Here is a 26,225-nt window from a genome sequence, read left to right as displayed (position 1 = left end):
AGTGCGAATCCGCGGATGCCGATGGACTATGCTGAAATCATCACAATAAAACGAGGTTCTGCCATGCCGTTCTCCGCCGATCACCTGTCCGAACTGAACCTTCTAGCCCAATTCCCCTCGTCATCCACTCAGGAGGGCATCAAGGTACATGCCCACACAGCCGCACCCGAAACCATTCAGGCGGCTGAAAACCTGTTTTCCAAGGGTCTGATCAGCCAGAAAGACGGCGGTTATCTGACGCCCCTGGGGGCTGAGGCAGTCGAACTGACCCAGAAACTGCAGTCCATTCTTGGCGGTTCCTAGACGCCAGTTGCACCGGGTCCGGGGACGGCAACAGCGGTTCCCCGCCTCACTATCTGGTCTGACCAGCCACAGGTCTGATTGCCGAACCTTTTGGATTGAACGATACTGACCGGCTTATTTCGTTCGGCTGCTAACCTTTAGCCTGCAGCCATTCATCCATTGTTCAGTCTGGTTGTTGCCCATGCATCCGGTCGTTTCGTCCTACCTCATTCCGGCCCTGTTTGTCTGGCTGTGGAGCACCGGCTTCATCGGTGCCAATTACGGCCTGCCCTACGCGGAGCCATTCACCCTGTTGCTGATCCGTATGCTGATCACCCTCGGTCTGCTGGCGATGCTGGTCCGGTTGCTGAATGCACGCTGGCCGGGATGGCGGGCGGCGGGGCACCTGGCGGTGACCGGGGTGCTGGTGCATGGCTGCTATCTGGGCGGCGTGTTCTACGCGATATACACGGGCATGGCCTCTGGCATTGTGTCGCTGATTGTCGGGCTCCAGCCCCTGGTGACGGCCGCGGTGGCGGTAATGGTATTGCGGGAACGGGTGACATTCCGGCAATGGATCGGGCTTGCGTTGGGGCTGTTTGGTGTCGCCCTGGTGCTGTTCGAGAAATACGGCACCGACTACACCGGCGTGGACCTGTCGTTGTGGGCCATCGTCTGGGCGGTGTTTGCCCTGGTCGGCATTTCCGTGGGCACCGTGTATCAGAAACGCTTCGGCACGGGCGCCGATCTGGTGACTGGTACGTTTATCCAGTACGCCGCCGCGGCAACCTTTTTTGCGATCGGTGCCTTTGCGCTGGAAACCCGGGAAGTGGAGTGGAGCCTGCAACTGAAGCTCTCCATGGCCTGGCTGGTGCTGGGGGTATCCATCGGTGCGATCCTGCTGCTGATGTGGCTGATCCGCCGCGGCGCGGCATCGCAGGTGGCCAGTCTGTTTTATCTGGTGCCACCGGTGACGGCGTTTGAAGCCTACCTTCTGTTTGGCGAACAACTCGGTGGCCTGGCCATGGCCGGAGGTCTGGTGGCCATTGTGGGGGTGGCGCTGGTCGTCACCCAGAACCGGCCTGCGCCGAAAACACCCGTTGCCGGGGGTAAGCCATGAACGATGTCACCCGGGGCGTCTGGTACGGATTGTCTGCCTATCTGATCTGGGGCTGTTTCCCGCTGTTCTTTGCCTTGTTTGAGGGCATTCCCGCGTATGAGGTTCTGGTGCACCGGATCATCTGGTCCTGTGTCTTCCTCTCGCTGGTGATCACCGCACTCAGGCGCTGGCGGCCGGTAAAGCTGGCGCTGGCCGAGCCTGCCAAACTGTGGCGGGTGCTGGCGTGCGCGGTGCTCATTGCCTCCAACTGGGGCATTTACATCTACGCAGTCGAAACCCGCCATGTGCTACAGGCCAGCCTGGGTTATTTCCTCACGCCGCTGGTGAACGTGGCGCTTGGCTTGTTTGTGCTCAGAGAGCGAATGGCCGTGTTGCAGGTGGTGGCGGTGGGGCTGGCCGGCGTGGCCATTCTGGTTCAGCTGGTCACCCTGGGTGAACTGCCGTGGATGGCGCTGGCGCTGGCGCTCACCTTTGGTACTTATGGTCTGTTGCGCAAACAGGTGGCCCTGGACGGGCTGTCCGGCCTGTTTGTCGAGACGCTGTTGCTGTTGCCGGTGGGTTTGCTGGCGTTCAGCTGGCTCAGTACCAGCGGTCAGTCCCATTATGGCGGCGACACCCTCCACGCCACCTTGCTGATGGCCAGCGGCATCGTCACGGCCATTCCACTGCTGCTGTTTGCCGGCGCGGCAAGACGGCTGCGCCTGGCGACCCTGGGCTTTCTCATGTACATCAACCCCACGCTGCAGTTCTTCCTCGCCCTGTGGGTGTTTGGCGAACCCCTCAGCCAGATCCAGCTGGCCAGCTTCACCATGATCTGGATTGCGCTGGCGCTATACAGCTGGTCGTCGTGGCGCAGTCAGGCCAGACGAGCGGTGCTGGCGCGTTGATCGCGCTCGTTTCCACGGCGGTACGTGACCCGGAATTACTATGGCGAACTCATGGAAACGAATACGGTCGTTTGTCATTGTTATGGCAGCAACACGAGACAGGTACTAAGGGCCCCTCATTAATCACCTGGTCTAGTGTCCGAGCCAGCGCTCAACTGTCCATGCGCGCCATCAGATCGATGATGGCGTTCGAGAATGCCATCGGTGAGTCTTCCTGCAGAAAGTGCCCGCCCTGGAGGGTGGTGTGTGGCTGGCCTTCCGCGCCCGGAACTCGGCCCTGCATGTAGGCATCACCGCCCCGGGTGATCGGGTCGCCGCTACTGAAGGTTGTCAGGAAGGGTTTGTCCCACGTTTCCAGTACCTTCCATGCTGCACGATTCGCGGGCGCGGCCGGGTCATCCGGTGCGATCGGCACCAGCGCGGGGAAGGCCCGTGCGCCGGCCTTGTAGGTCTTGTCCGGAAATGGGGCGTCGTAGGCCCGCATCTCATCTTTGGTGAGTGTTCGGGCAGATCCCAGGTTGACGATTCGGGCCACGGGAAACCACGGCGTGTTCAGGGCAAAGCCTTTCCACAATTTGAACACCGGTGGCACCTTCTGGTCGCCGGTAGGCAGCATGCCATTGCCCACCACGATGGCGCGGAACCGGTCTGAATTCTCCGCTGCCAGCCGAAGCCCGAGCAGGGAACCCCAGTCCTGGCACACCAGGGTAATGTCGGTCAGCTCCGTCTGATCCAGGAACGACTGCATCCAGTCCATGTGTCGCTGGTAGCTGTAGGCGTTGATGTCGGTCGGTTTGTCCGATTTGCCGAAGCCGATCAGGTCCGGGGCGACTACCCGGTGCCCCTTGGCGACACACAGCGCAATCATGTGACGGTACAGGTAAGACCACGAAGGCTCGCCATGGAGCATCAGAATGGGCCTTGCATCGGCGGGCCCCTCGTCCACGTAGTGCATCCGCAGGCCTTCAACCTCTACATAGCGCGGGTCAAACGGGTAATCGGGCAGGTTGTGAAACCGGTGCTCGGGGGTGCGGAGGAAGTCCATGGCGTGGGTCTCGCTGAGTCTGGTTATTTGTTATTGGCTTTTCCGCAGTGTGCCCAGCCCCTTCAGGACCGTCAATTCCATAACGGCCTTTGTAAGGGGCGAAAGCCCCGTTCGTGGCTTATGGTTGAGTGAGTGAAACTGACGATGTTCACCGGAAGGAAAGCGCGGGAGCTGCATTGATGACCTATTGGCTGGTCGCCAACCCCAAAGCGGGCGATGGAGCACGAGGCAAGGATTTCTGGCTGGCCGCCCTGGAACGCGCCGGCATCAGCGAGCCTCGACCGGTGGGTTTTGATGATCAGGCATGGACGGATCTGGTCTGCCGGGGCGATGTCCTCTTGGTGGCCGGGGGCGATGGCTCTGCGAACTTCGGGGCACAACTATGCCTGGAAAAGGACGCCACGCTGGCCGTTCTTCCGTCGGGAACGGCGAACGATTTTGCCCGCAACCTGGCATTGCCGCAGGACCCCGATGCACTGTGCGCTCTGATTGCCGAGGGCAGGTCGCAACTGGTGGACGTTGCTGAATTCGGTGACCGGTTGTTTCTCAACGTGGCGCACGTGGGCCTGGGCACACTGCCGGTGCGAAAATCCGAACGCGCCGGCAAGAAGCTCTTCGGGCGCTTCAGTTATGGTCTGGAGCTGTTGCGCCGGCTGAACGCTGCACGCGGATTCCGGGCGGAGATCCGTTGTGACAAATCCGAGGTGGAGGGGCGCTGGTTGTCCGTCGCCATCGCCAGCGGGGCCTTTTTCGGGGGTGGTAATGAGATTCCGGAAGCCAGCGCTAATGACGGTCAACTCACGATGGTCGCCATCAAGCCCCGGTCGCTCGGGCAACTGCTGCTGGCTTTTTTAACGGTTCGCCTGAATCGTTCGCGCGACCGCACGGGTACCGTTGTTCAGATGACCGGGCAGCGTTGCAGTGTCATGACTGGGAAAGCCAAAACCGTGACCGCCGATGGTGATGTGGCCGGGGAAACCCCGTTGCAGGTGGTTTGCCGGCCGCGTTGTCTCAGGGTGATCGGGAAAACCGTGGTGAGCACAGCACCGAGAAAAACGGCATCCTAGAACCAGAGCCCGCCCTCGGGTTCCGGTTGTTTTCGCTCAACGGTCAGGCCTCGGGATTCCAGAAAACTGACCAGCGCTTCGGTGTCTTCCAGATTCAGGAACGAACCCAGCGACACGTGGACATCGCGGTGAATGAGTGCCAGCTTCGGGGGGGCGAAAGGGTGCGCCGGTGGGTTCATTCGCAGGCGCGCGTAGCGTAATGGAAGTGTCCATTCAGACAGCTTTCGGGTCCGGCCCTTCTCCAGGCGAATGTCGCCGTCATTGATGGTCAGTACTTCCTGGCGCTGGCACGCTTTGGACGTCAGATAAACGCCCGCAGCCAGCGCCAGCACTTCGGCGCCGGCAAAGGGAATAATCACCCAAGCGCCAGCCAGGGCCATGCCGGTTGCGATGATGGCGGTCACCGCCACCACGCACAGCCAGATACGGACATTGCCGCGCCAGCTCAGGGAGCGGTTGGGGGTGAGCAGAAGGCGGACACCCTCTGCGTGTTTCAGGTGCTGAACCATAGAACGGGCCTTGCTCATCAGTTAGTCGTAAATACGACCCGCTGCGCGATGCCGATGAATGCAGCCTGATGAAGCACGGGTAATGCACTCGCGGCGAAAAGCACGACATACTGGATTACATGGGTTTGATGATAGACGAGATTGGCAACGGGAGGCGCCGTGGCACGTAAATCCCTGCTGAGAAAAACACTGACCTGGCTGGTGTCCGCCTGCCTGGCGGTGGTGTTGCTGGTGCTCGGGGTACTGGTGCTGTTTCGCTTCGTTGATCCGCCCACCTCGGCCTTCATGCTTGCCTATCAGTGGGGTGACCATGACCCACCGTTGCAGCAGGAATGGGTGGATGGCGAGAAAATATCCCCCTGGATGTCGCTGGCCGTGATCGCCAGTGAGGATCAGCGATTTCCCCAGCACTGGGGCGTGGACCTGGACGCCATCCGGCAGGCAGTGAGTGACTACCGGGCAGGGGATGGGCTGCGGGGCGCCAGCACCATAACCCAGCAGACCGCCAAGAACCTGTTTCTCTGGAGTGGGCGCAGTTTTGTTCGCAAGGCACTCGAGGCGGCCCTGGCGCTGGGGATCGAGCTGGTCTGGTCCAAGCAGCGCATACTGGAGGTTTATCTGAACATCGCCGAATTTGGGCCCGGGATTTATGGGGCCGAGGCGGCCAGTCGCCACTACTTCGGCATTCCGGCCAGTCAGCTTTCGGCGTACCAGTCCGCGCGCCTGGCGGCGGTGTTGCCCAATCCGAACGTGCTGAGCGTGGTTCGCCCATCTCCCTATGTGGTCGGGCGGGTGAACTGGATTCGTGGTCAGATGCGCCAGTTGTCTGGATTGGCGTACCTGCAAGACTGGGCGCGCTAGCGAGAGCAAGCCTATGAAAACGACGGTTCTGTGCTTGATCAGCCTTCTTGTGTTTTCGGTGCATGCCGATGAGTTGGAAGACATTGTTCGCACGGAGCTGGCCGAAACCTTCTCGCTGGCATCCTTTCTGACCAACGGTGAAACGCTCCGGTTCGGTGTCTGGGATTTTAATCCGAACGACTTTATTAAACTGGAAGATCCCGAATTCGGCTCTGCGGAGTCCTCTGAGTTACGACGTTCTATCCAGAATGTGTTGATGCCGCTCACCGTTGAAACCGGGCTGCCGGAATGGAACTCCAGTCTGACCTGGGGTGGCAGCCTGTCGTTTCTGGAGGTGAAGCAGGAGGGCCGGCTGATCGTAGCGGAGGATGAGAACAGCCCGGTCGACAGGGTGACCAATCGGGTGTTTTCGGTGGGCGCTCACGCCCTGTGGGACTACTTTTTTCGTCCTCGGTGGCATCTGCGTGCCAGGCTGGAGGGCCGCTGGATGCGGTATCGTAACGACACAGATTTCCGCTCGCCCGCCTCTCGTAATGTCCGGCCCATACTGGATAACCTGGTGACCAACATTTCGGTCAAGGCGCTGATGTCGGAAACGGCGCTGGGTACGCGTTATCTCAGTTACTGGAACAATTCGATCTGGAACTGGACGGCGGATATCCATTATCTGGCCGGAGATACCTACGACACGGATATTCCCGCGCACGATACCCAGCCAGAAGCCTGGTTCAGCCGTGCGGGTGTGCGTATCAAAGACCCCTCCATGCTGCCCTTCTGGCGGGACCAGAGCCTGTGGCTGGAAGCCTATCGGGTGGATCTGGGCGGTGATCTCGATGGCCAGCTGGGCAACAACCATTACTACGAGGTGGGCGGCGGCTGGCAGATGGAATTGCCCGGCTGGTTCGGCTATTTCGAGAGCGTCGCCGTGGGCATCAACCTCAATTATGGTAGCGTGCTCCGGGGTGGCACCCTGGTGTTCCTGTTCAACGAAGAGTAGATCGAAGGCGTAACCATGATCAGTGACTTTGACCGCAGCATGCTGGCACGAGCCGTCACCCAGGCAGAGCAGGCCCTTGAGAGCGGGGACGAACCCTTTGGCTCGGTGCTGGTTTCGGCCGATGGCGAGATTCTGTTTGAAGATCACAATCACGTTGCCGGTGGTAATCATACCCGGCATCCGGAGCTGGCCATTGCCCAGTGGTCGGCGGAGAATCTGACGTTTCAGCAGCGCGCCGCGGCGACCGTGTATACCTCCGGCGAGCATTGTCCCATGTGTGCCGCCGCCCATGCCTGGGTGGGGCTTGGGCGCATTGTGTACGCCAGTTCGTCAGAACAGTTGAGTCGCTGGCTGGCTGAGATGGGTGTGGGTGCTCCGCCGGTGCGGCCACTTCCGATTCAGAAAATCGCGCCCGGAGTACCGGTTGAGGGACCTGATCCCCAACTGGCGGAGCGGGTGCGGGATCTCCATCGGCGCCGACAGGGTCTGGAAACAACCAATCAGAAAAAGGATGAATAATGGCCGAAACACAACCATTGAGGGTGTTGGTGCTGGGAGCGACGGGCCTGACCGGTGGGAAGGTCGTCAACGGCCTGCTTGAACGGTCCGAGGTGGCCGAGGTGGTGGCACCGGTGCGAAGGCCAACCGGCGTAGACCACCCCAAGCTTACCCAGCCGGTGGTGGATTTCGATGACCTGGCGGCACACTCCGAATTGTTTGATGTGGATGTCATCGTGTGCTGCCTTGGCACCACCATCAAGAAGGCCGGCTCGCAGGAACAGTTTCGCAAGGTCGATTTTGGTTACAGCCTGAAGGCCGCCGGGCTGGGTCGTTCAGCCGGTGCCAGGGCGTTTATCCTGATGTCCGCCGTCGGCGCTTCGGCCAACTCGAAGATTTTTTACAACCGGGTGAAAGGGGAACTGGAAGACGCGGTGCGCGAACTGGGGTATCCGTACCTCTCCATCTACCACCCTGGCTTATTGCTGGGGCAGCGTCAGGAGCACCGGACTGCGGAAGCTCTGGGCATCAAAGTCATGCCGCTGGTCAACCGCGCGTTGCTGGGGCCGCTGGTGCAATATCGGGGGATTGAAGCGGCCACCGTGGCCCGGGCCATGGTCAATGAGGTTTGCGGCCTGGCGACCACCGCCGATCCGGTGGTTGGCCGGCAGGTCTGGACCTACCCGGAGATCTGCAGGCTGGCAGGCGAGATCTAACCCAGGGTGGCATCCAGCGACATCATCACCACGAAGCCCGTCAGCAACGAGAAGGTGGCAATCGTCTTGTAACTGTTGCGGTGGGTTTCGGGAATGATTTCATTGCTGATGATAAACAGCATGGCGCCGGCAGCAAAGCCCAGGGTCCAGGGCATGATGGGCTCGGCGATCCACACCATGGTGGCGCCGAACAGTCCGCCGATGGGCTCGGCAAGGCCGGTCATCAGCGCGATGGTGAAGGCTTTCACACGCGAGTAATTGATGGCCAGCAGGGAAAAGGCCACGGCCAGCCCCTCCGGAATATTCTGAAGCCCGATACCGGTGGCCAGCACATAGCCATTGCGCACATCGCCGCCGGCAAACCCGACGCCCACCGCCATACCCTCCGGAAAATTGTGCAGGGTGATGGCAATGATAAACAGCCAGATACGGCGGATGTGCTCCGCATGGGGGCCCTCGCGGCCGAGGCTGAAGTGTTCGTGTGGCAGTTTCTGGTGCAGGTAATACAGCACCCAGGCGCCGGACATTACTCCGAAAATGACCACGGCCGCAGCCGCCCATGTGGTTCCGAGTAGCGCCTCGCCGTACTCCAGCCCTGGCAGCAGCAGGGAGAAAAACGAGGCTGCCAGCATGACCCCGGCGGCCCCTGCCAGCATGCTGTCCTGAAGCTTGTCTGACACCGACCTGACGAAGAAAATCGCCATCGCACCCACGCCGCTGGCTAGCCCGGCAGCCAGGCTAGCCATGGTGCCTTGCCAGATGATGCTGACGTCAGTGGCCATGTCGGGCGCGTCTTCTGTGATCGGCAGCGGGGTTGCGTGTCATGGCTAGCTCAATCAAGGGAAGTGAGGACGAACGGGACGGGCGGTTTCCTCCCGTAGATCGCATTCCTTGCGTCCTGGCCTCTTTGGCCAACTCAATTAACAGGTACGACAATTTGTGGGCGGCAGTTCAGCACCGGTTGAGTTGACACCCGTGCGTTTGGGGGCAGCGGGGTTTTCAGGCTTTCCCTGCGTCTTCTTCTGCCGTCTTGCCGGTCTTGTCCGAATGGCCCAGTGATCGATCCGGATCAATCTGGTCCCGTACCAGTTGCTTGAGCTGGGTAATTTCCGGGAAGCCCCGTTGCTCCTTGCGCGACCAGATGCGCGTGTCGTTTACCCACACTTCAAAGATGCCTCCGCTTCCCGGGTGCAGGGTGAGTTCGTCCAGAGTACCTTCAAAGGTGGTCAGCAGTTCCTGGGCCATCCAGGCGGAGCGAAGCAGCCAGCGGCAGCCGGTGCAGTAGTGGATATCAACTCGGTTTGTCATGCGTTCACATCTCTGTTGTCTTGGTCAGGTGATGCCACATCCTGCTGAACAGCTCGTCCTGGAAGTGCTCGGCCAGCGGGTAGAGGTGGCCGGCATCCGGCAGCAGCCTCAGGGATGCTATGGGCAGCTTGCTGGCCAGGTGGCAGGCGTAGTCCACGGGAATGAACGGGTCCTGCTCTCCCTGGTAAATCATGATCGGTATTCTGACATCTGCCAGCCGGAAGCCCCAGCTTTCCAGTTCGGTCAGCAGATCGGTGGCGATGGCTGTGCCGCCGCTGGCCAGACACACCATCTGATCCCGCCGGAAGACCTTGCCACGGAGGAAGTGGCGCAGCAGTTCCCGGTCCTCCGCACTGACCAGTTGCTCGGCTTCGCGCATGTACAGGCCGGGACTGCGACGGAACATCCAGGCGGCGACGCCAACGGCGGCCTTGGTCAGTGCCGGGCTCAGCCGTGCCAGGCGAGGGCCGGGCCAGCGCGTACCTTCCACGAAACGCTGGGGTTGATGATACTCGTCGAAACTGGTGTAGCCGGACAGGCACACCCCCAGGTCCATCCGTCTGCGCAGGGCGAAGGCGCAGGCGAGGGTCCGGGAGCCGCCGCTCGACCAGCCAATGTGGCTGAATCGCTTGAACCCCAGAGCGTTCGCCAGGTGCAGGATATCAACCGGGTAGTCCAGCAACGAACGTCGCCGATGGAAGTCCGACAGCCCGATACCGGGGCGGTCCGGAGTAATGATGCGAAAGCCGTGGCGCCTTGCTCGCTGGTGAAAGAAGCGGCCTTCCAGCCGCGATCCGGGCATCCCGTGGCCGAAGAAGACCGGGTAGCCATCCCTTGCGCCCATATCGGTGTAGGCGAAGTTGCGCCCGTCCTGAAGCCGGATGGTGTGATCGACAGAAACGGTGGCACTGGATGTTGGCTGGGGGCGTCCTGGCAAAAAGTGTCCTTGGCGACGGAGTGTCAGTCGGTTTTGTAAGTGGGGAAAACGGATCGTGAGAGTGTGGGTTCACAGCCTGTCACCCGTTGTGCCCGCTCGTGGGCGTGAAGGTACCAGCGCACTCCGGCCTCGGTAAAGGTACGTTCGGTAATGGCGATGTCGACGGTCTCGAAGGTCTGGGGTATGGGTGTGCCATCGGCGTGACGGTATACACAGCCAGCCGTAAGGGTGATCGGTGTGGCTGGCGGCAATTCGATAAAACCGTCTTCCCTGGGTTGAGGTGGCTGCCCCTCAACAGCGACGATCTTCAGGCAGGGACCATAATGGATTTTGTCCAGGTCCTCGATCTCCTCGCTGAGACAGTGTTCCGCGCTGAGGAACACCACGTTACGTTCGATGCCTTCCTCGTTATCGGGCAGCGACTGGCATCCGGCAGCCAGCAGCAGGAGGATGGTCAGCGCTGTGATGAGGTGCTTCATGGGTGCTCCCCCGGGTCGTTTGCCATGCCAAGGTAAACCGGCGTCATTCGTTGGCCGTCGCCGGAGGGTGTCTGGCGCAGTGCACGGATCAGTGTGCTGTCACGGTGGTAGATGTCGCTGCGGATCTGAAGCTGCCCGCCGTTGTCCACCCAGGCCGTCCAATATTCAATGTAGACCGGAACCGGGGTGGGTAGCATCACTGTCTGGGTTTTCTGGGCGGTAACGGCTTCATCCAGGGTTCCCCGGGACCATTCCGGATCGCCAGACATCAGCCACTCGGCCAGCTCAAAGGGTCTCTCAACCCGGATGCAGCCAGAACTGAAGGTCCGGTCGATCCTGCCGAACAGCGACTGCCCCGGGGTGTCGTGCAGGTAGACCGCGTAGCGGTTGGGGAACATGAACTTGATGCGCCCAAGGGCATTCTGGGGCCCGGGTTGCTGGATCAGGTGATAGGGAAACTCCTCCGGGGTCAGATCGGCCCAGGGAATGGTTGCCGGGTCTACCTGTCGCTGGTTGCTGCCCCAGCCCTCGTATACCCGGATGTCCATTCGATCCAGATAACCGGGATCGCGAATGATCCTGGGTAACTGGTCGGCAATGACGAGCTTCCGGGGGATAGTCCAGGTCGGGTTCAGGACCAGGTAGCGAATGCGATCACTGAACACCGGCGTCTGCCGGAAGGGTTGGCCGACGATGACCTTCTGCTGGAAGGCATCCAGACCGTCCTCCACCATGGTCAGGCTGAAACCGGCAATGTTCACCAGCACATAACGATCTCCCAGCGACTGCGGCAGCCAGCGCCACCGTTCCAGGCTGGCGTCGATTTGTCGTACACGCTCGATCGGCAGCATGTTCAGGGCTTCCAGTGTGTGCCGGCCAATCAGCCCGTCCGGTGCCAGCCCGTGGCGGGCCTGGAAGGTCATCAGGGCGGGTTTCATCTCCGGGGTGTACATGCCCAGATTCACAGGAGGAGATCGTTGCTCCCGCTCCGACAGGTCAGTGAGCACTCTCAGGCGCCGACGAATTTCCAGCAGACGGTCGTCGGAATCTCCGGGCCGGATAATGTCGCCCGGGGGAATCGACAGCCAGGGTCTCCCCAGCAGCTTTGTCAGCTCGGCCCGGGCTTCAACCAGTTGCCTGTAGCCCGGGTGGTCTGGACGGAGAGACGCCAGCTCACCGGTCACATCGTTGGTTGCCAGGGCGGTGGCCAGCTTTTTGATAAGATGCGGTTGCTGGTCTGAAACCGACCAGTCGGGTTGACGGGTATGGGGATCCACCTTGCCGTCCAGAAGATGAGCACCCAGCAGAAGGAAGGCATCGGACAGCAGCATGTCCAGGTCCGCCTGCAGCTCGGGGGAGTGCTGGTGTATGTCTCCGTATGCCAGCTCGGTCAGGAGGGTAACGTGGTAATCCTCGGGCGACAGGCCTTCCCGGCTGACCGCATGCACGGCCTCGATCAATTGCCGCCGGGCGATGGGCGAGTGCCAGGCGGGCTGGTATTCCCGGGCGTTGTAGAAACGCGACAGGGCTTCACGGGCAAACAGCGGCTTGCCAAGGACTTCCACCGGGAAACCGGCATCCAGTGCTTCCACCCGGGACACGATAGCCTCACTGGCTGCCAGCGATGGAGAAACCCAGCTCAGGGTTAACAGGCTTAAGCTCAGCAGTAGGGCTTGTATGCGCATCTTGAATGCGGGCATGCAGTATCTCCGGCTTTTTACTGAACAAACAGCATAGTTGAGAAACGGGCGTGCCCTTTGGATGTCACCACAACCCCATTTGTTCCCCGCCGGGCCGGCGGAACAGGTCTGTTCGCAAGGGCTCGCTGGCGTGTAGGGAAAAGCCGAGCTTGCGGGCCCGGTTGTTGAAACGCTGGCGAATCAGTTCGGCATAGGGGCCGGTGCCGGTCATCCGGCGGCCAAACTGGCTGTCGTTGTGTTTTCCGCCCCGTAGGTCCCGAATCCGGCCCAGCACCCGCTCGGCCCGGTCCGGGAAATGCCGTTGCAGCCAGTCCTGGAACAGTTCGTCCAGCTCCAGGGGCAGCCTGAGCATGATCCAGCTGGCCCGGGTGGCGCCGGCCGAGGCGGCGGAGGTCAGAATCTCTTCGATCTCGTGGTCATTGATGAACGGAATCACTGGCCCGAGGATAATGCCGGTAGGCACGCCGGCCGAGGCCAGTTGCCGGATCACCTTAAGGCGGGTGGCCGGTGCGGCGGTGCGCGGTTCCATACGCCGTTTCAGGTCGTTGCTCAGTGTGGTCAGGCTGATGCGCACTGAGCACAGGCCCTGCCTGGCCAGTTCGGAGAGCAGGTCCAGGTCCCTCAGGATCAGCGCCCCTTTGGTGATGATGGACACCGGATGGCGGTATTCCAGCATGACTTCCAGCAGGGAACGGGTGATGCGCCGTTCGCGCTCGATGGGCTGGTAGGCGTCGGTGTTCACCCCCAGGGCGATGGGCGAAGGGGTGTAGCCAGGCCGGTCCAGTTCCCGGCGAAGCTGATGGTCTGCGTTCGGCTTGGCAATCAGCCGGGTTTCAAAGTCCAGTCCCGGGGACATGTCCCAGTAAGCGTGGGTAGGCCGGGCAAAGCAGTAAATACAGGCATGCTCGCAACCCCGGTAGGGGTTGATGGACTGGTCAAACGGCACATCCGGTGAGCGGTTCCGGCTGATGATGGAGCGGACCCGTTCATCGATGACTTCCGTTGCGATCGAGTCCGGATTCGGCTCGTCCTCCTCCGACTGGTACCATTCGCCATCTCGCGAGCGTGCGATCACTCGTGGCTGGTATCGGTTGTGGGGATTCAGGCTGGTGCCACGGGTTTTCATGGGCCTCGGTACTGGTTAAATGTACAGTAGTCTGATGCTAGCTCTGAATGTATCGGAGCGCAAGGGTGCCGGCGGTGTTTCGGCGTTAATCGGTGAAGGGAGTAGTGATGTCTGACCTGACAATGGTCCAGTATGGTTTGATAGGCCTGATCTTTGTCTGGAGCGGCTTTGTGCGATCCGGGCTGGGGTTTGGCGGGGCGGTGCTGTCACTGCCGTTTCTGTTGCTGGTGCTGGATCAGCCGCTGGTCTTCCTGCCGCTGATTTCGGTCCATCTTCTGGTGTTTTCCTCCCTGACCATATGGATCAATAACCGCAAGACGCAGCCAGCCACCGATGAATCGGGCCGTCAGACGCCCGGTCGTGGGGCGAGAGAGAGCACCGTCGACTGGCAATACCTACGGCGCATATTGGCCATCATGATTGTGCCGAAACTGATTGGGGTGCTGGGGCTGATTACCTTGCCTTCGAAGGTACTCAGCGCCATCATTTTCGTCATCGTGGCGCTGTACTCCATTTCGTACATCATCAATCGCCCATTCCGAAGTGGCAGCAAGTCGGTGGACACCCTGTTCCTGATGCTTGGCGGATACATCAGCGGCACATCGCTGATCGGGGCGCCCCTGATCATTGCCGTGGTCGCCCAGCACCTGCCGAAGGAAAAGCTCAGGGATACGCTGTTCGCGCTCTGGTTTATTCTGGTGACCATCAAGATGGCGGCGTTCATCTGGGCGGGGGTTGATCTGCAGTTAATTCATCACCTCTGGTTGTTGCCCTGCGCGGCGGTAGGCCATGTCATCGGCCTGGCGGTTCACGATCGCATGCTTCGGGCGGAAACACCGGTCTTTTTCCGGGTGCTGGGCACGGTGTTACTGATCGTCAGCACGGTTGGGATTTTCAGCGTTGCTGCGTAGGTTGATATGAACTTGTGTCATGCCCTCCAGCGGCCAACACTTGGTGTTGGGTACTCATAGGGAGGGCATACCTCATGAGTGAGCAAGCAGAATACAGCCGACTACGGAACTGGATGGTCGACCAGCAGATTATGGGTCGGGACATTCTGTCTCCGCTGGTGATCGAGGCCATGCGGCGTGTGCCGCGTGAGCGTTTTGTGCCACCGGATCTCAGGGACTGCGCCTATGACGATGGCCCGTTGCCCATTGGCGAAGGGCAAACCATTTCCCAGCCCTATATTGTTGCATTGATGGCGGATGCGTTGGATTTGAAAGGTGGGGAAACTGTGCTGGATATCGGCACCGGCTCGGGCTATGCCGCTGCGGTGATGGCGTCTATCGCCGGGCGGGTTTACAGCATCGAGCGTATTGAGTCGCTGGCTGAAAAAGCGGCCCGTGTGTTGGCAGCCGAAGGCTACGATAACGTGGACGTGCGCTGTGGTGACGGCACCATGGGGTGGCCGGAGAAAGCGCCTTTCGATGGTATTTGTGTCGCGGCAGGTGCGCCGGCAGTGCCGGATGCGTTGAAGCAGCAACTGGCTATTGGTGGTCACCTGGTGGTGCCGGTGGGGTCAGAGCATACCTCTCAGTCGCTGAGGCGGGTGACCCGGGTATCGGAAACAGAGTTTCGGACTGAGGATCTGGGGGGCGTCAGATTCGTCCCCCTGAAAGGCGAACAGGGCTGGTCATAAACCAGCCCTGTTCTGTTTTCGGGAGACTGTTACGACTTAGGCCGCGTTAGTGCTCTCGAAGATCTTGTCGGCGGAAGCCGCCACGAACCCGGTGTACAGGGTTCCGTCTTCTTTCGGGTAACGCAGGGCGAACTCGTAGAAGCAGCTCGGAATGGTTTCCTCGCGGTCAGCGAACTGAACCGGAATGCGGTCTGCCATGGTGGAAGACTGCTCCAGCAGGTCGGCCGGGGAACCTTTCACCTCACCACCGGATGCGTTCACGGTGTAGCCGTTGTCCTTCAGCAGCTGGTTCACTTCCGGAACCGTCTTGTACTGGGTCAGGTGGTTGATGCTGACGGTGAAGTGGTTGGAACGGTAGCCCCACGCCGCCATCCACGCCGCGTACTCGCTTTCTTCCAGCAGCTTGCGGTAGGTGTCGTAGTCCACGTCCCAGTGACGGCCGGAGTACAGGAAGTTGTCGGCGGTGACGTCTTCCGGCTTAACCTGGGCAACCATGTCTTTCACAATGGCCTGCAGTTCCGGAGAGAATTCTTCCACCAGCAGTTCAGAGATAAACACCTTGGGCGCTTCCGGATCCGGATGCTCGAAGTGGCGGGCAAACAGCTTCTTGGCTTCGAAGTGGTATTCGCCGCAGGGCTTGTAGCCGATGCTGGTGAAATGCTCAGCCAGAGCGTCCAGACCTACTGGCGCCAGGTTGAAGGTACGCAGGGCAATGTGATCGTTCACGATGGCCTGGCCTTCCTCGGCACCCAGGATGCGATGGATTTCTTCCGCCGACGGGGTTACCGATTTGTAGTTGTCCCACAGTTTTTCAAACAGATCTTTATGATTGGTGTGCATAACTTACCTCCGCACGAGTATGTTCTTTTGGAGCCGGCATAGTCCGGGATTGACTGGTCAGAGGCAGAACCCGGCAAACGCTGCCGTTTTGAAGGTTCAGCTGCTCGGCCTGGGCTGGTGTCAAAAACAGGGTTCGGGAACCTGCCCGGGTAATTGCGTCATTCAGCACCGTTGCCCGGAAACCGGCGGTTTCGGTATTGGTCACCAGCAGCGGTGAATCAAACTGTGTCCGGCTACGCTTCTGGAAATCATTGGTCGGCGCACGGTCAATTTCAACCGACCAGTGTTCAGATTCCTGCACGCTGCGAATACCCGACAGCTTACATTCGACGGTCGGGCCGCCATCAAACAGGTCTACATACCCCTTGTGCCGGAAACCCTCGCTCTTGAGCATATGCAGCGCCGGACGGGTTTTCTCATGAACCTCACTCAGCACGCTCTGGGCTTCCGGGCTCAGCAGGCAGGTATAGAGCGGATGCGAGGGCATCAGCTCTTCAATGAAATCGGTATTGCCGCTACTGATCAGACGAGTGACCTCGGCAAACTCCATATCGACAAAATGCGCTTGCATCCAGTCCCAGAACGGCGAGCGGCCCTCGTCATCGGAAACGCCACGCATTTCAGCAATCACCGTATCGGCAAAGCGCTCGGGGTGCAGGCCCATAAACAGGAAACGAACGCGGGACAGCAGTTTGCCGGCATTGGGGCGACGGAATTCGGGGCGCAGATACAGCGAGCAGATTTCGGAGCAGCCGGAGTAATGGTTACAACGGGACAGGGTTTCCACGCTGTGGCGCAGGCCTAGATCACGGGAGTGATGGGTCACCGTATTGCGATGGAAATGGTACAGAGGGTGGTCGTGGCCAACGGCCGCCTCGATCCCGGTGGTGCCCATGATCTCGCCGGTGACTTCGTCTTCCAGCACGAACAGGTAATGCTCGTTTTCGGGCGTCGATACCGTCCGGTTAAAACTGGCAACGGAGTGCTCGATCTTGCGGGTCAGTGCCTCGCGGTCCGGCATCAGGGAAGTAAAGCCCGGGCCGGATTCAACGGCGATCTGATAGAGCGTGTCCAGATCTGAATGTGCAATCGGGCGAATCAGCATGTCCGAAATTCCTGTGTTGATTTGGCACAAAGTATGATGACTTGGTGTGTCAAATTGCAGATGCAAAATGAGCGAATCGGGATAGAATTAGATCAAATTGAAAGGTTGAGATATCAAAATGATTAGTAAGCAGGACCAGAAGCTACTGATGCTGTTGCGTCAGAACGCCCGAACCAGCATCAGTGACCTTGCCCGGGAGCTGCATGTCTCCCGCTCCACAGTGCAGAATCGCATTGCCAAACTCGAGGCCAGTGGGGTGATTCGGGGCTATTCGGTGATGCTGGGTGGGGAGTTTTCCGAAAACCTGGTCGAGGCCCATGTGTCCATCAAGGTGCTGCAGAAGCTGACAGCCAAAACCAACCTGGAGCTGGAGGACATCTCCCAGGTGGCTCAGCTGTTCGCCGTCAGCGGCGAGTACGACCTGATTGCCATCGTACAGGCCCAGTCCCTGGAGGAACTGAGCGCGGTACTGGATGAAATTGGCAATCTGGAAGGGGTTGAACGCACCAACTCGGCGGTGGTGCTGGAGACTCGCTTCCGGCGCTGATGTCAGACAGGCTTCAGCCGGAAGCCCTGTTTCGGAAAATGGATGTGGACCCGGCCGACGGCAGGCATCTCGCGGGCGAGAACGGTTTCGGTGGCACCTGAATAGACCAGTATTCCAATGACCGGGTCTCGGCCATAGTCGGTAGGCGCAATGCTGACGGTTTGCCCCGCGTGCTGCGTATCCACCGCGGCTGGCAAGGCCCGTGGTTCTGCCTGGCGGGCCTGCTCAACGGCGTCATCCTGCGTGATCTCAGTCGGTGTGCCGTGGCCAAACGCCTTGATCCGCGCCATCCAGTCCGCCACTTTCGGGTAATCGCGAAGCCAGGGTTTGTTGGCCAGGTCGCAGGCGTACCAGAGGCAATGGTAGGCGGAAAAGTCGGCAACACAGGGCTGATTCCCGAACAGAAAGTCCTGTGTTAGTTGCTCGTCCAGATCGGCGATAAAGGCACGAGCTACTTTTTTGGCCTCGCCCGCTCCCATTGCGCGCACCCTGGCCTTTCGGCCCATCGCCACACGGTCCTTCAGGAAACGGAGGGTATGGAGCAGGGAGGTTTCACGGACCAGCTTGATCATCAGCCGTGCGTCACTGGAGGCGATCACGCAGGCCAGAAAAATCTCCAGATCCACCTTTTCGACAAATGCCTGTACGTTTTCGGGCTGTTCGCTCAGCGACAGTTCCGGCTTATTAGCGAGGCGGGCAATTTCCGTGGCGATGGTTCGTGTATCGCAAAACACATCGGCGCCCAGCTGAGCGACCGGGATTTTCCGGTAACCGCCGGCGAGGGTCTCAAGAACGGGGCGAGGCGGCATCTCCTCTACCTGAACCGATTGCCAGGCAAGGCCGGCGTAGCCGAGCATGGCGCGCGCCTTTTCGGAAAAGGGAGACATGGGGTAGTGAAACAGCACCAGTTCAGACATACAGACGCATCCGTTCGTTGGAAAAACGACTAGTTTACAGGAGGATGCGTTGGGTTACAGGCCCGGGCACCGGCTGCGCAGGCCTTTTCTTGCCGAAGTCAGTTCCCCAGCAGACCCACGGACGCACAATAGAGGAATGCAGCGGAACCCAGCAGGATGATGCCCCAGGCGGGGAAAATCAGAAAAGAACGGGATGATGATTTCACGGAGTCCTCCGATTGGCGAGCAATTCGCGTTGCCTTCAGTGTCAATCTAGAGCAAAGCCCCGAACGGGGTGGTCTGGTTCTGTGAACTGGTTCACGCCGGTGGTAAATATTGTCAGCCAGACAGATGTGTGTTGCTATTGAGGCACTCCCGAATACCGCTACTATGAATACAGAATCGAACCTCAGGATTGAATCGCTAAAATAATAAGGAGCCATCGATGGCAACGGATTCTCGCAAGCAGACCTCCCTCCATTGCCTTTACTACTGGGCCAAGGAAACCCCCGATACCGTGTTCATGACCCAGCCTTATCCGGATGGTCGGGTTGAGGACATCACCTGGAAACAGGCGGCCGATCAGGTCTCCAGAATGGCGGGGCACCTGAATGGGCTGAACTTCCCGGACCAAAGCAAGATTGCACTGCTGGGCAAGAACAGCGCTCACTGGATTCTGGCGGATCTGGCTATCTGGGCTGCCGGCCATGTTTCTGTGCCGCTGTATCCGACGCTCAACGGCGAGACTGCGGCCTACGTGCTGGATCACAGCGAGGCAACGTTGCTGTTCCTCGGCAAGCTCGATGGCAAGGCGGATGGCTGGAATGACATTAAGGGGCATCTCCCGGCTGACCTGCCGATCATCTCCCTGCCCATGTCGCCCCGGCAGGATACGCCACAGTGGGATGAGATTGTGGCCAGGACGGAGCCTGCGGAGCCGAAGTTGCCGGACCCGGACAGGCTGGCAACGCTGGTCTATACCTCGGGCAGCACCGGTCGCCCGAAAGGGGTCATGCACAGCTTCCGGACTATGATTTCGGTGGCCGAAGGCCTGCAGCAGATTTTCCCGGTGGATTCAAGTGAGCGCATGCTGTCGTACCTGCCGCTTGCGCATGTCGCCGAGCGGGCGGCTGTGGAAACGCAGGTTCTGTACTACGGCTTCCACCTGTACTTTGCCAACTCCCTGGACACCTTCCAGGAGGACCTGCAACGGGCTCGCCCGACCGTATTCTTCTCCGTTCCGCGGCTGTGGATGAAATTCTATCTGGGTGTGAGTGCCAAGCTGCCTCCCAAGAAGCAGAAGGTGCTGTTCAAGATCCCGGTGCTCAACTCACTGGTCAAGAAGAAGGTGTTGAAGCAACTGGGGCTGGATCATTGCCGTGCAGCGCTCACGGGAGCGGCACCGCTGTCTGCTCCGATCATCGAATGGTACCGGAACCTCGGGCTCGAGCTGCTTGAGGTGTATGGCATGTCCGAGAACTTCGCTTACTCCCACGCCAACCGGCCGGGCAGAACCCGCGTTGGAACTGTCGGGCTCGCGAACCCGGGGGTAGATCACCGCATCGCGGACAACGGCGAGATTGAAGTGAAGAGCCCGGGGCTGATGCTGGGTTACTACAAGAATGAAGAGAAAACCAAGGAAGACATCACCGAGGACGGGTACCTGAGAACCGGTGACATGGGTGAAATCGACTCGGAGGGTTTCCTGAAAATCACCGGGCGGGTGAAGGACCTGTTCAAGACCGCCAAGGGCAAATACGTGGTTCCGGTGCCCATCGAGAACCGCTTCAATCACCCCAAGGTGGAAGTGGCGTGTGTCGCCGGTGCCAACCAGCCCCAGCCCTGTCTGCTGGTGTTGCTGTCGGATGAGGCGAGGGAGGAGCTGGCAAACGGTGGCGACCGCGCGGAACTGGAGCGGGAACTGCGTGAGGTGTTCGATGCGGTCAACGCGAAGTGCGAGCCCCATGAGAAGCTTGCCCGCATGATCATCGTGAACGATCCGTGGACCATGGAAAACGGCATGCTGACGCCGACCATGAAGATCAAGCGTAATATCATCGAAGACTACTACGCGCCGAAAATGGACCACTGGTTCGAGCAGTCCCAAACGGTCATCTGGGAAAGCTGATTTCCAAAGAAAAACGCCGATGTCCCATCGGGGCATCGGCGCCTTAGAATTTCTTCCTGTCGGGCCTGATCTTCAACTACAGGCCAACATTCCTTACACGCTGCCCTGCATTCCGGGCATCTCAATAGCGGTTTCCGCCTGAGTCTGAACGGCCTGCGCCTTGCGGCTGAGCCGTTGCACCAGTCCTTTGATGGCTGCGCGGGTGTACTGTCTCCGCGTCTCAGCGCCGTTGTGGAGGAGCGCTGATGGAAGCGGCTGATCTGTAACACTGTATCTGTTAGTCATTACGCTTTCCTCCAAGTAGGTGCGAAATAGTTAGCGATCTACCTTAAACTGCGGGATGAATTCTAGAGTTTCTAATTCGCAGCATAAATAAGTTAAAATCCGTACTCATGTTGCAAAAATGCAGTGAAAGATGGACTGGGATTATCTGAGATTTATTCGCGCCCTGGCCCAGGGCGGAACCCTTGCTAAAGCGGGCCAACTGCTGGGGGTGCACCAAACCACGGTTCTTCGTCGGCTCGATCAGGTGGAGGAGTCCATGGGGGTGCAATTCTTTGAGCGCAGCCGGGACGGGTTTCAGTTAACGCCGGTGGGGGAGACCGCCTTCCGCGAGGCGGAAAAGCTCGCCGTGGCCATGGAAAACCTCGAGCGCAAGCTGGTGGGGCAGGGGGACGATCCGGTGGGCAAAGTCCGGGTTGCTGCTGAGGATGTCCTGCTCAACGAGCTGCTGGCCCCGATTCTGTCGGCACTGGTGCGGGACTATCCAGGCATTGAGCTGGAAGTACTCACCGATAACGACGTTGCCAACCTGAGTCACCGGGAGGCGGACATTACCGTTCGGCCGGAAAACGACCCCCAGGAAACGCTGTCAGGCGAGCGAATCGCGGCGATTGAGTCGGCGGTGTACGGCTCGATCGGTTATTGCCGTCGGCACCGCGATATCGAAATGCTGAGTCGTCCGGAAGACTTTCGCTGGCTGATACCGGACGAAACCTTTACCCAGCTGGCTACGGGACGCTGGTACCGGCGTAACCTGAAACACGCGGAATCCCTGATTCGATGCAATAGCCTGCAGTCCATGGTGGCCCTTGCCAGAGCTGGCGCCGGACTGGCCGTCTTGCCCTGTTATCTGGGGGAGAGCGCGCGGGAACTGAGGCGACTGAGCGATCCGCTGGACGGGGAAAGCGTGGACCTGTGGCTGCACGTGAATCAGGACACCCAGCAAATGGCCCGGGTCCGGCTCGTCATGGAGTACCTGGTGGAGCGGTTGCGGGAACACGCTGGCGCCATCGAGATCAGCGCGTCGTTCTGAGCAGACCGGCTAGCCAGGCACAGAGCAGAATGGCCAGAACTGGTACCAGCGCCAGCACTGGAATTCTTGCTCGCAGGTACTGAGCTGGTTGTCGTACCGGAACGCCCGGTTCCTGACCCGTTTGGCGAGCCCGACAATGGCGGGTTTTTCGTCGAAGGTGCGTCGGCTGAAGCCACCCCGGCCTTCGTGGTAGGCCAGGTACAGCTGATAGGGATCGGAATAGGCAACGTCCAGGTGTCGGTTGGTCAGGTGGTTGTACCAGCCGATGAAATCCAGCGCGTATTCCATATCGGTTCGTACCGCATACCAGCTGCCGTCATTTGCCCTGAGGTAATCCTGCCAGGCCGGGTCCAGTGCCTGGGCGTATCCGTAAGCCGAACTGATCCGGAACCAGGGCAGCCAGCCCCACAGACGTTTACGGGGTGGCTGGGCATGGCTGCGGAATGACGATTCGTAATAAACGAACGCCATCTGGGTTGCGATCGGAGTGCCCCAGCGGTCCTGGGAACTGCGGGCATAGTCGTACCAGGCCGGGTGTTCCCGGAAGATTTCGCACAGGTGTTCTGCATTCGCTGGCGGGGCCGGAGCAAACAGGCTGAAACGGATAGTCGCCCAGATGCCAATGAGTACGCCGGCCACCGGAAGGACAAACCAGGTGAGCCGGGATCGCCATTGCGAGACGCGCTGCCTGCGCCGTTTTGTGGACCGCTTCCCTACCAAACTGTCATCTCCCAATGTCGGCGATCACTTGCCGATTTGGCATATCTCGTGCCATAAACAAAGTAAGGCATGAAATGGGATGATAGTGTTATGAAGCCTCGCGCTCTAATTAAACCTCTTTTATATGCGGCGGTATTTGTTGCTGGCCAGGCCGTGGCTGCACCCAGTGCCCAGCAGGTTGTGACCGCGTCACCCATCGACGATATCGTGGCCCAATACCCCGCAATGCTGAAGCAGGGCATTCAGGATGGTCTCGCGCAGGTTGGGCACTTGCCACCAGCGGTCACCGCGACCATTGGTCAGGTGGTCAGCCTCAGTTTTCGGGATGCGGACATCGAACAGCAGATTGTTGAGAACCTGGAAAATAATCTGACGTCTGAACAGCTGGCCTCGGTTCATAGCTGGTATGAAACACCGGTCGCCCGGAAGATCGCCGAGGCTGAAATTGCCGCTTCCGCGCCCTCGGTCTGGAAAGACATTCAGGCTCAGGGGCCGGAATTGAGCCGGAAATACCGTAATACCGAGCGCAGCCGGATGTTCGAGCGCTACGACCGCGCGGCCCGCGCCACAGAAAGTGCGGTGGACACCACCATGGCTGTGCAGCTCGGGCTGGCCAGCGCCATGGTATCGCTCAGCCCGAATTCAATGAGTCAGGACGAACTGCGCCAGGCCATTGAGAGTCAGAGGAGTACTCTGCGGGGTGTGGTTGGGCAGCAGGTTTTCGATAGCTACCTGTACACCTATGAAGACATCAGCGCCCAGGAAATGAATCTGTACCTGGACTTCCTGGAAAGCCCACCGGGGGTCGCCTTCTCCCGGACCGTCGCAAGCAGCATCCAGCAGGCGATCTCGGAACCGATTGAATCGGTCAGTGCGCAGATGGCTCGCCTGCTCTCGCCAACGGGCGGCAGCCAGTAGTATGAAAAGCCACTGTATCGCCCGAATCAGTGGCTCTGTTTGCAGAAACTTGTCAACCCACTCACACCAACGGATTGGTGAAAGAATTTGAGCAAAAATTTGTTCGGATCCGAATTTGGGTCCATGTTATACACATGTGCAACGGTGGAGTTGCTGTCATGGATTTCAACGCGTACCAGAAGGCTCTGACTCTCCTGTCCAGGGGAAGCGAATGTCCCTTTCCGCCAGAGGAGTATGATCATCGGCTTGCGCGCGTCCGTCAGTTGATGGAAGCCGATGACATCGATGCACTCCTGCTGACTGACAGCTCCGATATCTTCTACCTGACCGGCTACAGCACCTTCGAAGTTTCTGTGCATATCGCGCTGGTTGTTACCGCCTCCTCTCTGCTGCTTCAGGTACCTTCCATCGAGATGGGCCCGGCCATCGTGACCACTCGTGTGGACAATGTGACCGGTTACCGCTGGGAAGGCATTGGGGAAGTGATGCTGCCCCTGATCGATGCGTTGAGCGACGCCGCGGACACCGTTGGTATCGATGCGTGGCACGGCTCTTTGCGCCTCGGGGTTGTGGAAGGGCTGAAAGCCCGGTTGCCGGGTGTTCGTTTCGTGGACGCTGGCGGGCTGGTGAAAAAAGTCCGGATCGTCAAATCCGAGAGGGAGATTGCCTTCCTTCGTCGCAGTGCCAGCGTAACGGCGGAGGGCTTGAGGGCTGCGGTTGCCAGCGTTCGCCCGGGAATCACCGATAACGAAGTGGCCGCTGCCGGGGCTCGGGCGTTGCTGGATGCGGGCAGTGAATTCATGAGCATGCAACCCATCGTGACCACGGGCATGCGCAGCAGCGTGATTCACACCAACCACAAGCGTTGCCCGATTGAACCCGACGAGCCCGTGTTCCTGGAATTTGGTGCCGCCTGGCATCGGTACACGGCACCGATGATGCAAACCGTCATTGCAGGCAAACCCTCGGCCGAGATGCAGCGGGTGTTCGAAGGATGCCGTAAAGTGGTGGACACGCTTCTGACGGCCGTTAAACCGGGTAACACGTTCGAGTCAGCCGCGCAGGCTGCGGATAGGGCCCTGGCGCCGCTGGGCGACAAGGTGTTTTTTTCCGGGGTGTTTGGATACACCGTGGGGGCTCAGTTCCCACCTTCCTGGGTCGAGGGGTCCGGTTTTATCGCCCGTGGAGGCAATACGACGTTCAAGCCGGGCATGGTCTTCCATCTGCCTATCTGTTTGCGTATTCCCGGTCAGTGGGGGATTGGCTGCAGCGAAACCATCCTGGTCACGGATCAGGGAACGGAAGTGCTGACCGACAACCCGTGGACGCTTACTCCAGCCTGAGGTCCTGAATGTAGATGGTGGCAGGCTCAGGCAACCGGGATACGAACACCTTGAATTGGGATATGTTGTCCATTTCCATTCGCCGCGTGCGCGGTGCCTTTTCGATATCGTCCAGCTCAATAGTGAAGGTTTGAGAACCGGGTTGCAGTGTCAACCGGATGTTGTACCGATCGCTGTGGGCGTTGTTGCCAAGCGAGTGAGTCCAGTCGTTGATTCTCAGGGTCATCTGAAGAGGATGTGCGTTGGGATTGAACAGCGTCATGCTCAGCTGCTCGTAGTCGCGCCAATCTGAAGGGAGGTTACTGAGCGAACCGCCGGAGTAAAGCTTGGTGTCAAAATCGAGCCGAAGGCTCTGTCCATGGGGGCTGGCGTGTTCCTGGGATGGTGTTAATTCCCCGTACCAGTAGGGAGTGGGGTCGTCGTGGCGGAAGTCGTACAGCAGTGGTAACTGGTGTGCGACCTTAAACTGCTGGACGCCAACAGCGGCAGTGGTTCCCAGTTCGAACAGAAGCAGCAGCGTGCTGGCAATGATCAGGGCGGGCGGCGTCGTGGGACTGGCTGATCTGTTCTCATCCAGCAGAGGGTGCCAGGCAAGCACAAACCAGACGCCGATGAGGTTTCGCAGCATATCGTGCCAGCTGGCCTCGCGACCCATATCCGACTGGATTACCTCAATAGCACCACCGATCAGCAGCACCACGACCGTTGGCAAAATCCATAACTGCCAGCCGCTCAGCCGTCGCCAGGGATGGGCGGCCAGTGTCACCAGACCGAAGAAACCAATGTGCCCCAGATTCCAGACGGCGCTTCCGAACGGGCCATTGAACCAATCGGGGCCACCGAAAAACAGTAAGGGAGTAACAATCAGAACAACCAGGAAGGCCAGGGAACGAGGCCCCAGCCAGCCTGGTCGGTTCGGGGAAGACACCGCTTCCATTAGCTGCGGCTGGTTACTTCCAGCAGGTGATAGCCGAATTGGGTCTTGATCGGCCCGATCACTGTGTTCAGTTCGCTGTTGAACACCGCCTTGTCGAACTCCGGAACCATCTGGCCCGGGCCGAAGCTGCCCAGTTCGCCGCCGTTACGGCCGGACGGGCAGGAAGAGTGTTGTTTCGCCACTTCGGCGAAGTCCTGACCACCTTCAATGGCTTTCTTCAGTTCTTCGCATTTGGCTTCGCTGTCTACGAGAATGTGACGTGCAGTGGCCTGTGCCATGGTTGGTCTCCTTTCTGTGTATGG

At 59.6% G+C, this 26,225-nt stretch carries 30 protein-coding genes; 15 read left to right on the top strand and 15 right to left on the bottom strand.

Annotated elements, in window-relative coordinates; genetic code table 11:
• The first annotated feature begins 63 nt into the window (after nucleotides 1-63).
• The 3 genes from K8I84_RS07900 (at nucleotide 64) to rarD (ending at nucleotide 2,289) form a co-directional block, all read left to right on the top strand.
• Nucleotides 64-303, top strand: a complete 240-nt coding sequence (locus tag K8I84_RS07900; RefSeq protein ID WP_223794503.1) for a TIGR02647 family protein — start codon at nucleotides 64-66, stop codon at nucleotides 301-303.
• A gap of 181 nt (nucleotides 304-484) precedes the next feature.
• Nucleotides 485-1,402 (top strand): DMT family transporter, encoded by a 918-nt coding sequence (locus K8I84_RS07895; protein WP_223794198.1) that lies wholly within the window; start codon nucleotides 485-487, stop codon nucleotides 1,400-1,402.
• Nucleotides 1,399-2,289: an EamA family transporter RarD gene (rarD, locus tag K8I84_RS07890; protein WP_223794197.1), complete on the top strand. Its 891-nt coding sequence runs from the start codon at nucleotides 1,399-1,401 to the stop codon at nucleotides 2,287-2,289. The genes K8I84_RS07895 and rarD overlap by 4 nt, the downstream gene beginning before the upstream one ends.
• Before the next feature lie 151 nt (nucleotides 2,290-2,440).
• Here the strand turns inward: rarD and K8I84_RS07885 are convergent, their stop codons facing one another.
• Entirely contained in the window at nucleotides 2,441-3,334 is an 894-nt protein-coding gene (locus tag K8I84_RS07885; protein WP_223794196.1) for a haloalkane dehalogenase, read from the bottom strand.
• 179 nt (nucleotides 3,335-3,513) lie between these two features.
• Between K8I84_RS07885 and K8I84_RS07880 the strand changes: the two genes are divergently transcribed.
• Nucleotides 3,514-4,401 carry a diacylglycerol/lipid kinase family protein gene (locus K8I84_RS07880; protein WP_223794195.1) on the top strand — a complete coding sequence of 296 codons (888 nt, stop codon included), beginning with the start codon at nucleotides 3,514-3,516 and terminating at the stop codon, nucleotides 4,399-4,401.
• Here the strand turns inward: K8I84_RS07880 and K8I84_RS07875 are convergent.
• Nucleotides 4,398-4,928 carry a DUF2244 domain-containing protein gene (locus K8I84_RS07875; protein ID WP_223794194.1) on the bottom strand — a complete coding sequence of 177 codons (531 nt, stop codon included), beginning with the start codon at nucleotides 4,926-4,928 and terminating at the stop codon, nucleotides 4,398-4,400. The two genes, K8I84_RS07880 and K8I84_RS07875, sit on opposite strands and share 4 nt — an antisense overlap.
• A gap of 141 nt (nucleotides 4,929-5,069) precedes the next feature.
• Here K8I84_RS07875 and mtgA point away from each other — a divergent pair, with 141 nt between their 5' ends.
• Genes mtgA through K8I84_RS07855 form a run of 4 tightly spaced genes read left to right on the top strand, consistent with a single transcriptional unit; the run spans nucleotide 5,070 to nucleotide 7,982 of the window.
• Nucleotides 5,070-5,771: a monofunctional biosynthetic peptidoglycan transglycosylase gene (gene mtgA / locus K8I84_RS07870; RefSeq protein ID WP_223794193.1), complete on the top strand. Its 702-nt coding sequence runs from the start codon at nucleotides 5,070-5,072 to the stop codon at nucleotides 5,769-5,771.
• A gap of 13 nt (nucleotides 5,772-5,784) precedes the next feature.
• Nucleotides 5,785-6,768, top strand: coding sequence for a Solitary outer membrane autotransporter beta-barrel domain (locus tag K8I84_RS07865; protein ID WP_223794192.1), 984 nt, complete (start codon nucleotides 5,785-5,787; stop codon nucleotides 6,766-6,768).
• A gap of 15 nt (nucleotides 6,769-6,783) precedes the next feature.
• Nucleotides 6,784-7,287: a nucleoside deaminase gene (locus K8I84_RS07860; RefSeq protein ID WP_223794191.1), complete on the top strand. Its 504-nt coding sequence runs from the start codon at nucleotides 6,784-6,786 to the stop codon at nucleotides 7,285-7,287.
• Nucleotides 7,287-7,982: an NAD(P)H-binding protein gene (locus K8I84_RS07855; RefSeq protein WP_223794190.1), complete on the top strand. Its 696-nt coding sequence runs from the start codon at nucleotides 7,287-7,289 to the stop codon at nucleotides 7,980-7,982. Before K8I84_RS07860 ends, K8I84_RS07855 begins: the two co-directional genes overlap by 1 nt.
• Here the strand turns inward: K8I84_RS07855 and K8I84_RS07850 are convergent.
• The 6 genes from K8I84_RS07850 to K8I84_RS07825 form a co-directional block, all read right to left on the bottom strand.
• On the bottom strand, nucleotides 7,979-8,764 hold the full coding sequence (locus tag K8I84_RS07850; RefSeq protein WP_223794189.1) for a ZIP family metal transporter: 786 nt from the start codon (nucleotides 8,762-8,764) through the stop codon (nucleotides 7,979-7,981). The two genes, K8I84_RS07855 and K8I84_RS07850, sit on opposite strands and share 4 nt — an antisense overlap.
• A gap of 217 nt (nucleotides 8,765-8,981) precedes the next feature.
• Nucleotides 8,982-9,290 carry a SelT/SelW/SelH family protein gene (locus tag K8I84_RS07845; RefSeq protein ID WP_223794188.1) on the bottom strand — a complete coding sequence of 103 codons (309 nt, stop codon included), beginning with the start codon at nucleotides 9,288-9,290 and terminating at the stop codon, nucleotides 8,982-8,984.
• Between the two features lie 4 nt (nucleotides 9,291-9,294).
• The gene (locus K8I84_RS07840; RefSeq protein WP_223794187.1) at nucleotides 9,295-10,227 is read right to left on the bottom strand and encodes an alpha/beta fold hydrolase; all 933 of its coding nucleotides are present in this window, start codon (nucleotides 10,225-10,227) and stop codon (nucleotides 9,295-9,297) included.
• Between the two features lie 23 nt (nucleotides 10,228-10,250).
• Nucleotides 10,251-10,706 (bottom strand): hypothetical protein, encoded by a 456-nt coding sequence (locus tag K8I84_RS07835; protein WP_223794186.1) that lies wholly within the window; start codon nucleotides 10,704-10,706, stop codon nucleotides 10,251-10,253.
• Nucleotides 10,703-12,406 carry a murein L,D-transpeptidase gene (locus tag K8I84_RS07830; RefSeq protein ID WP_223794185.1) on the bottom strand — a complete coding sequence of 568 codons (1,704 nt, stop codon included), beginning with the start codon at nucleotides 12,404-12,406 and terminating at the stop codon, nucleotides 10,703-10,705. Before K8I84_RS07830 ends, K8I84_RS07835 begins: the two co-directional genes overlap by 4 nt.
• Nucleotides 12,407-12,470: 64 nt before the next feature.
• Nucleotides 12,471-13,532 (bottom strand): PA0069 family radical SAM protein, encoded by a 1,062-nt coding sequence (locus tag K8I84_RS07825; protein WP_223794184.1) that lies wholly within the window; start codon nucleotides 13,530-13,532, stop codon nucleotides 12,471-12,473.
• A gap of 107 nt (nucleotides 13,533-13,639) precedes the next feature.
• Between K8I84_RS07825 and K8I84_RS07820 the strand changes: the two genes are divergently transcribed.
• Together K8I84_RS07820 and K8I84_RS07815 are read left to right on the top strand one after the other, a co-directional pair.
• The gene (locus K8I84_RS07820; protein WP_223794183.1) at nucleotides 13,640-14,443 is read left to right on the top strand and encodes a TSUP family transporter; all 804 of its coding nucleotides are present in this window, start codon (nucleotides 13,640-13,642) and stop codon (nucleotides 14,441-14,443) included.
• Nucleotides 14,444-14,517: 74 nt separating this feature from the next.
• Nucleotides 14,518-15,174 carry a protein-L-isoaspartate(D-aspartate) O-methyltransferase gene (locus K8I84_RS07815; RefSeq protein ID WP_223794182.1) on the top strand — a complete coding sequence of 219 codons (657 nt, stop codon included), beginning with the start codon at nucleotides 14,518-14,520 and terminating at the stop codon, nucleotides 15,172-15,174.
• A gap of 36 nt (nucleotides 15,175-15,210) precedes the next feature.
• On the opposite strand, the gene K8I84_RS07810 is transcribed toward K8I84_RS07815, so the two are convergent.
• Entirely contained in the window at nucleotides 15,211-16,014 is an 804-nt protein-coding gene (locus K8I84_RS07810; RefSeq protein ID WP_223794181.1) for a DUF1338 domain-containing protein, read from the bottom strand.
• Complete coding sequence (locus K8I84_RS07805) at nucleotides 15,998-17,119, bottom strand: arginine N-succinyltransferase (RefSeq protein WP_223794180.1); 1,122 nt, start codon at nucleotides 17,117-17,119, stop codon at nucleotides 15,998-16,000. Before K8I84_RS07805 ends, K8I84_RS07810 begins: the two co-directional genes overlap by 17 nt.
• 118 nt (nucleotides 17,120-17,237) lie before the next feature.
• Between K8I84_RS07805 and K8I84_RS07800 the strand changes: the two genes are divergently transcribed.
• The gene (locus K8I84_RS07800; protein ID WP_223794179.1) at nucleotides 17,238-17,666 is read left to right on the top strand and encodes an Lrp/AsnC family transcriptional regulator; all 429 of its coding nucleotides are present in this window, start codon (nucleotides 17,238-17,240) and stop codon (nucleotides 17,664-17,666) included.
• A gap of 2 nt (nucleotides 17,667-17,668) precedes the next feature.
• On the opposite strand, the gene K8I84_RS07795 is transcribed toward K8I84_RS07800, so the two are convergent.
• Complete coding sequence (locus K8I84_RS07795) at nucleotides 17,669-18,583, bottom strand: glutathione S-transferase family protein (protein WP_223794178.1); 915 nt, start codon at nucleotides 18,581-18,583, stop codon at nucleotides 17,669-17,671.
• A 424-nt stretch (nucleotides 18,584-19,007) separates the two neighbouring features.
• Between K8I84_RS07795 and K8I84_RS07790 the strand changes: the two genes are divergently transcribed.
• The gene (locus K8I84_RS07790) at nucleotides 19,008-20,690 is read left to right on the top strand and encodes an AMP-binding protein (RefSeq protein WP_223794177.1); all 1,683 of its coding nucleotides are present in this window, start codon (nucleotides 19,008-19,010) and stop codon (nucleotides 20,688-20,690) included.
• 93 nt (nucleotides 20,691-20,783) lie between these two features.
• Here the strand turns inward: K8I84_RS07790 and K8I84_RS07785 are convergent, their stop codons facing one another.
• Nucleotides 20,784-20,975 (bottom strand): hypothetical protein, encoded by a 192-nt coding sequence (locus K8I84_RS07785; protein WP_223794176.1) that lies wholly within the window; start codon nucleotides 20,973-20,975, stop codon nucleotides 20,784-20,786.
• A gap of 130 nt (nucleotides 20,976-21,105) precedes the next feature.
• On the opposite strand from K8I84_RS07785, the gene K8I84_RS07780 reads away from it, so the two are divergent.
• Nucleotides 21,106-22,005, top strand: coding sequence for a LysR family transcriptional regulator (locus tag K8I84_RS07780; protein ID WP_223794175.1), 900 nt, complete (start codon nucleotides 21,106-21,108; stop codon nucleotides 22,003-22,005).
• 9 nt (nucleotides 22,006-22,014) lie between these two features.
• Here the strand turns inward: K8I84_RS07780 and K8I84_RS07775 are convergent, their stop codons facing one another.
• Nucleotides 22,015-22,644, bottom strand: a complete 630-nt coding sequence (locus K8I84_RS07775) for a lysozyme-like domain containing protein (RefSeq protein ID WP_223794174.1) — start codon at nucleotides 22,642-22,644, stop codon at nucleotides 22,015-22,017.
• Between the two features lie 171 nt (nucleotides 22,645-22,815).
• Between K8I84_RS07775 and K8I84_RS07770 the strand changes: the two genes are divergently transcribed.
• Nucleotides 22,816-23,643 carry a DUF2059 domain-containing protein gene (locus tag K8I84_RS07770; protein ID WP_223794173.1) on the top strand — a complete coding sequence of 276 codons (828 nt, stop codon included), beginning with the start codon at nucleotides 22,816-22,818 and terminating at the stop codon, nucleotides 23,641-23,643.
• A 158-nt stretch (nucleotides 23,644-23,801) separates the two neighbouring features.
• The gene (locus tag K8I84_RS07765; RefSeq protein ID WP_223794172.1) at nucleotides 23,802-24,986 is read left to right on the top strand and encodes a M24 family metallopeptidase; all 1,185 of its coding nucleotides are present in this window, start codon (nucleotides 23,802-23,804) and stop codon (nucleotides 24,984-24,986) included.
• Here the strand turns inward: K8I84_RS07765 and K8I84_RS07760 are convergent.
• Nucleotides 24,973-25,923, bottom strand: coding sequence for a succinyl-CoA synthetase subunit beta (locus K8I84_RS07760; RefSeq protein WP_223794171.1), 951 nt, complete (start codon nucleotides 25,921-25,923; stop codon nucleotides 24,973-24,975). The two genes, K8I84_RS07765 and K8I84_RS07760, sit on opposite strands and share 14 nt — an antisense overlap.
• A complete protein-coding gene (locus K8I84_RS07755) occupies nucleotides 25,923-26,201 on the bottom strand; it encodes a peptidylprolyl isomerase (protein WP_223794170.1) in 279 nt (92 codons plus the stop codon). The genes K8I84_RS07760 and K8I84_RS07755 overlap by 1 nt, the downstream gene beginning before the upstream one ends.
• Nucleotides 26,202-26,225 lie beyond the last annotated feature (24 nt).

The sequence above is a fragment of the Marinobacter sp. F4216 genome (genome assembly GCF_019931195.1).
GTDB classification, from domain to species: domain Bacteria; phylum Pseudomonadota; class Gammaproteobacteria; order Pseudomonadales; family Oleiphilaceae; genus Marinobacter; species Marinobacter suaedae.
The sequence above is the reverse complement of the archived record's forward strand: the minus strand, read 5'-3'. Positions and strand labels throughout refer to the sequence as shown.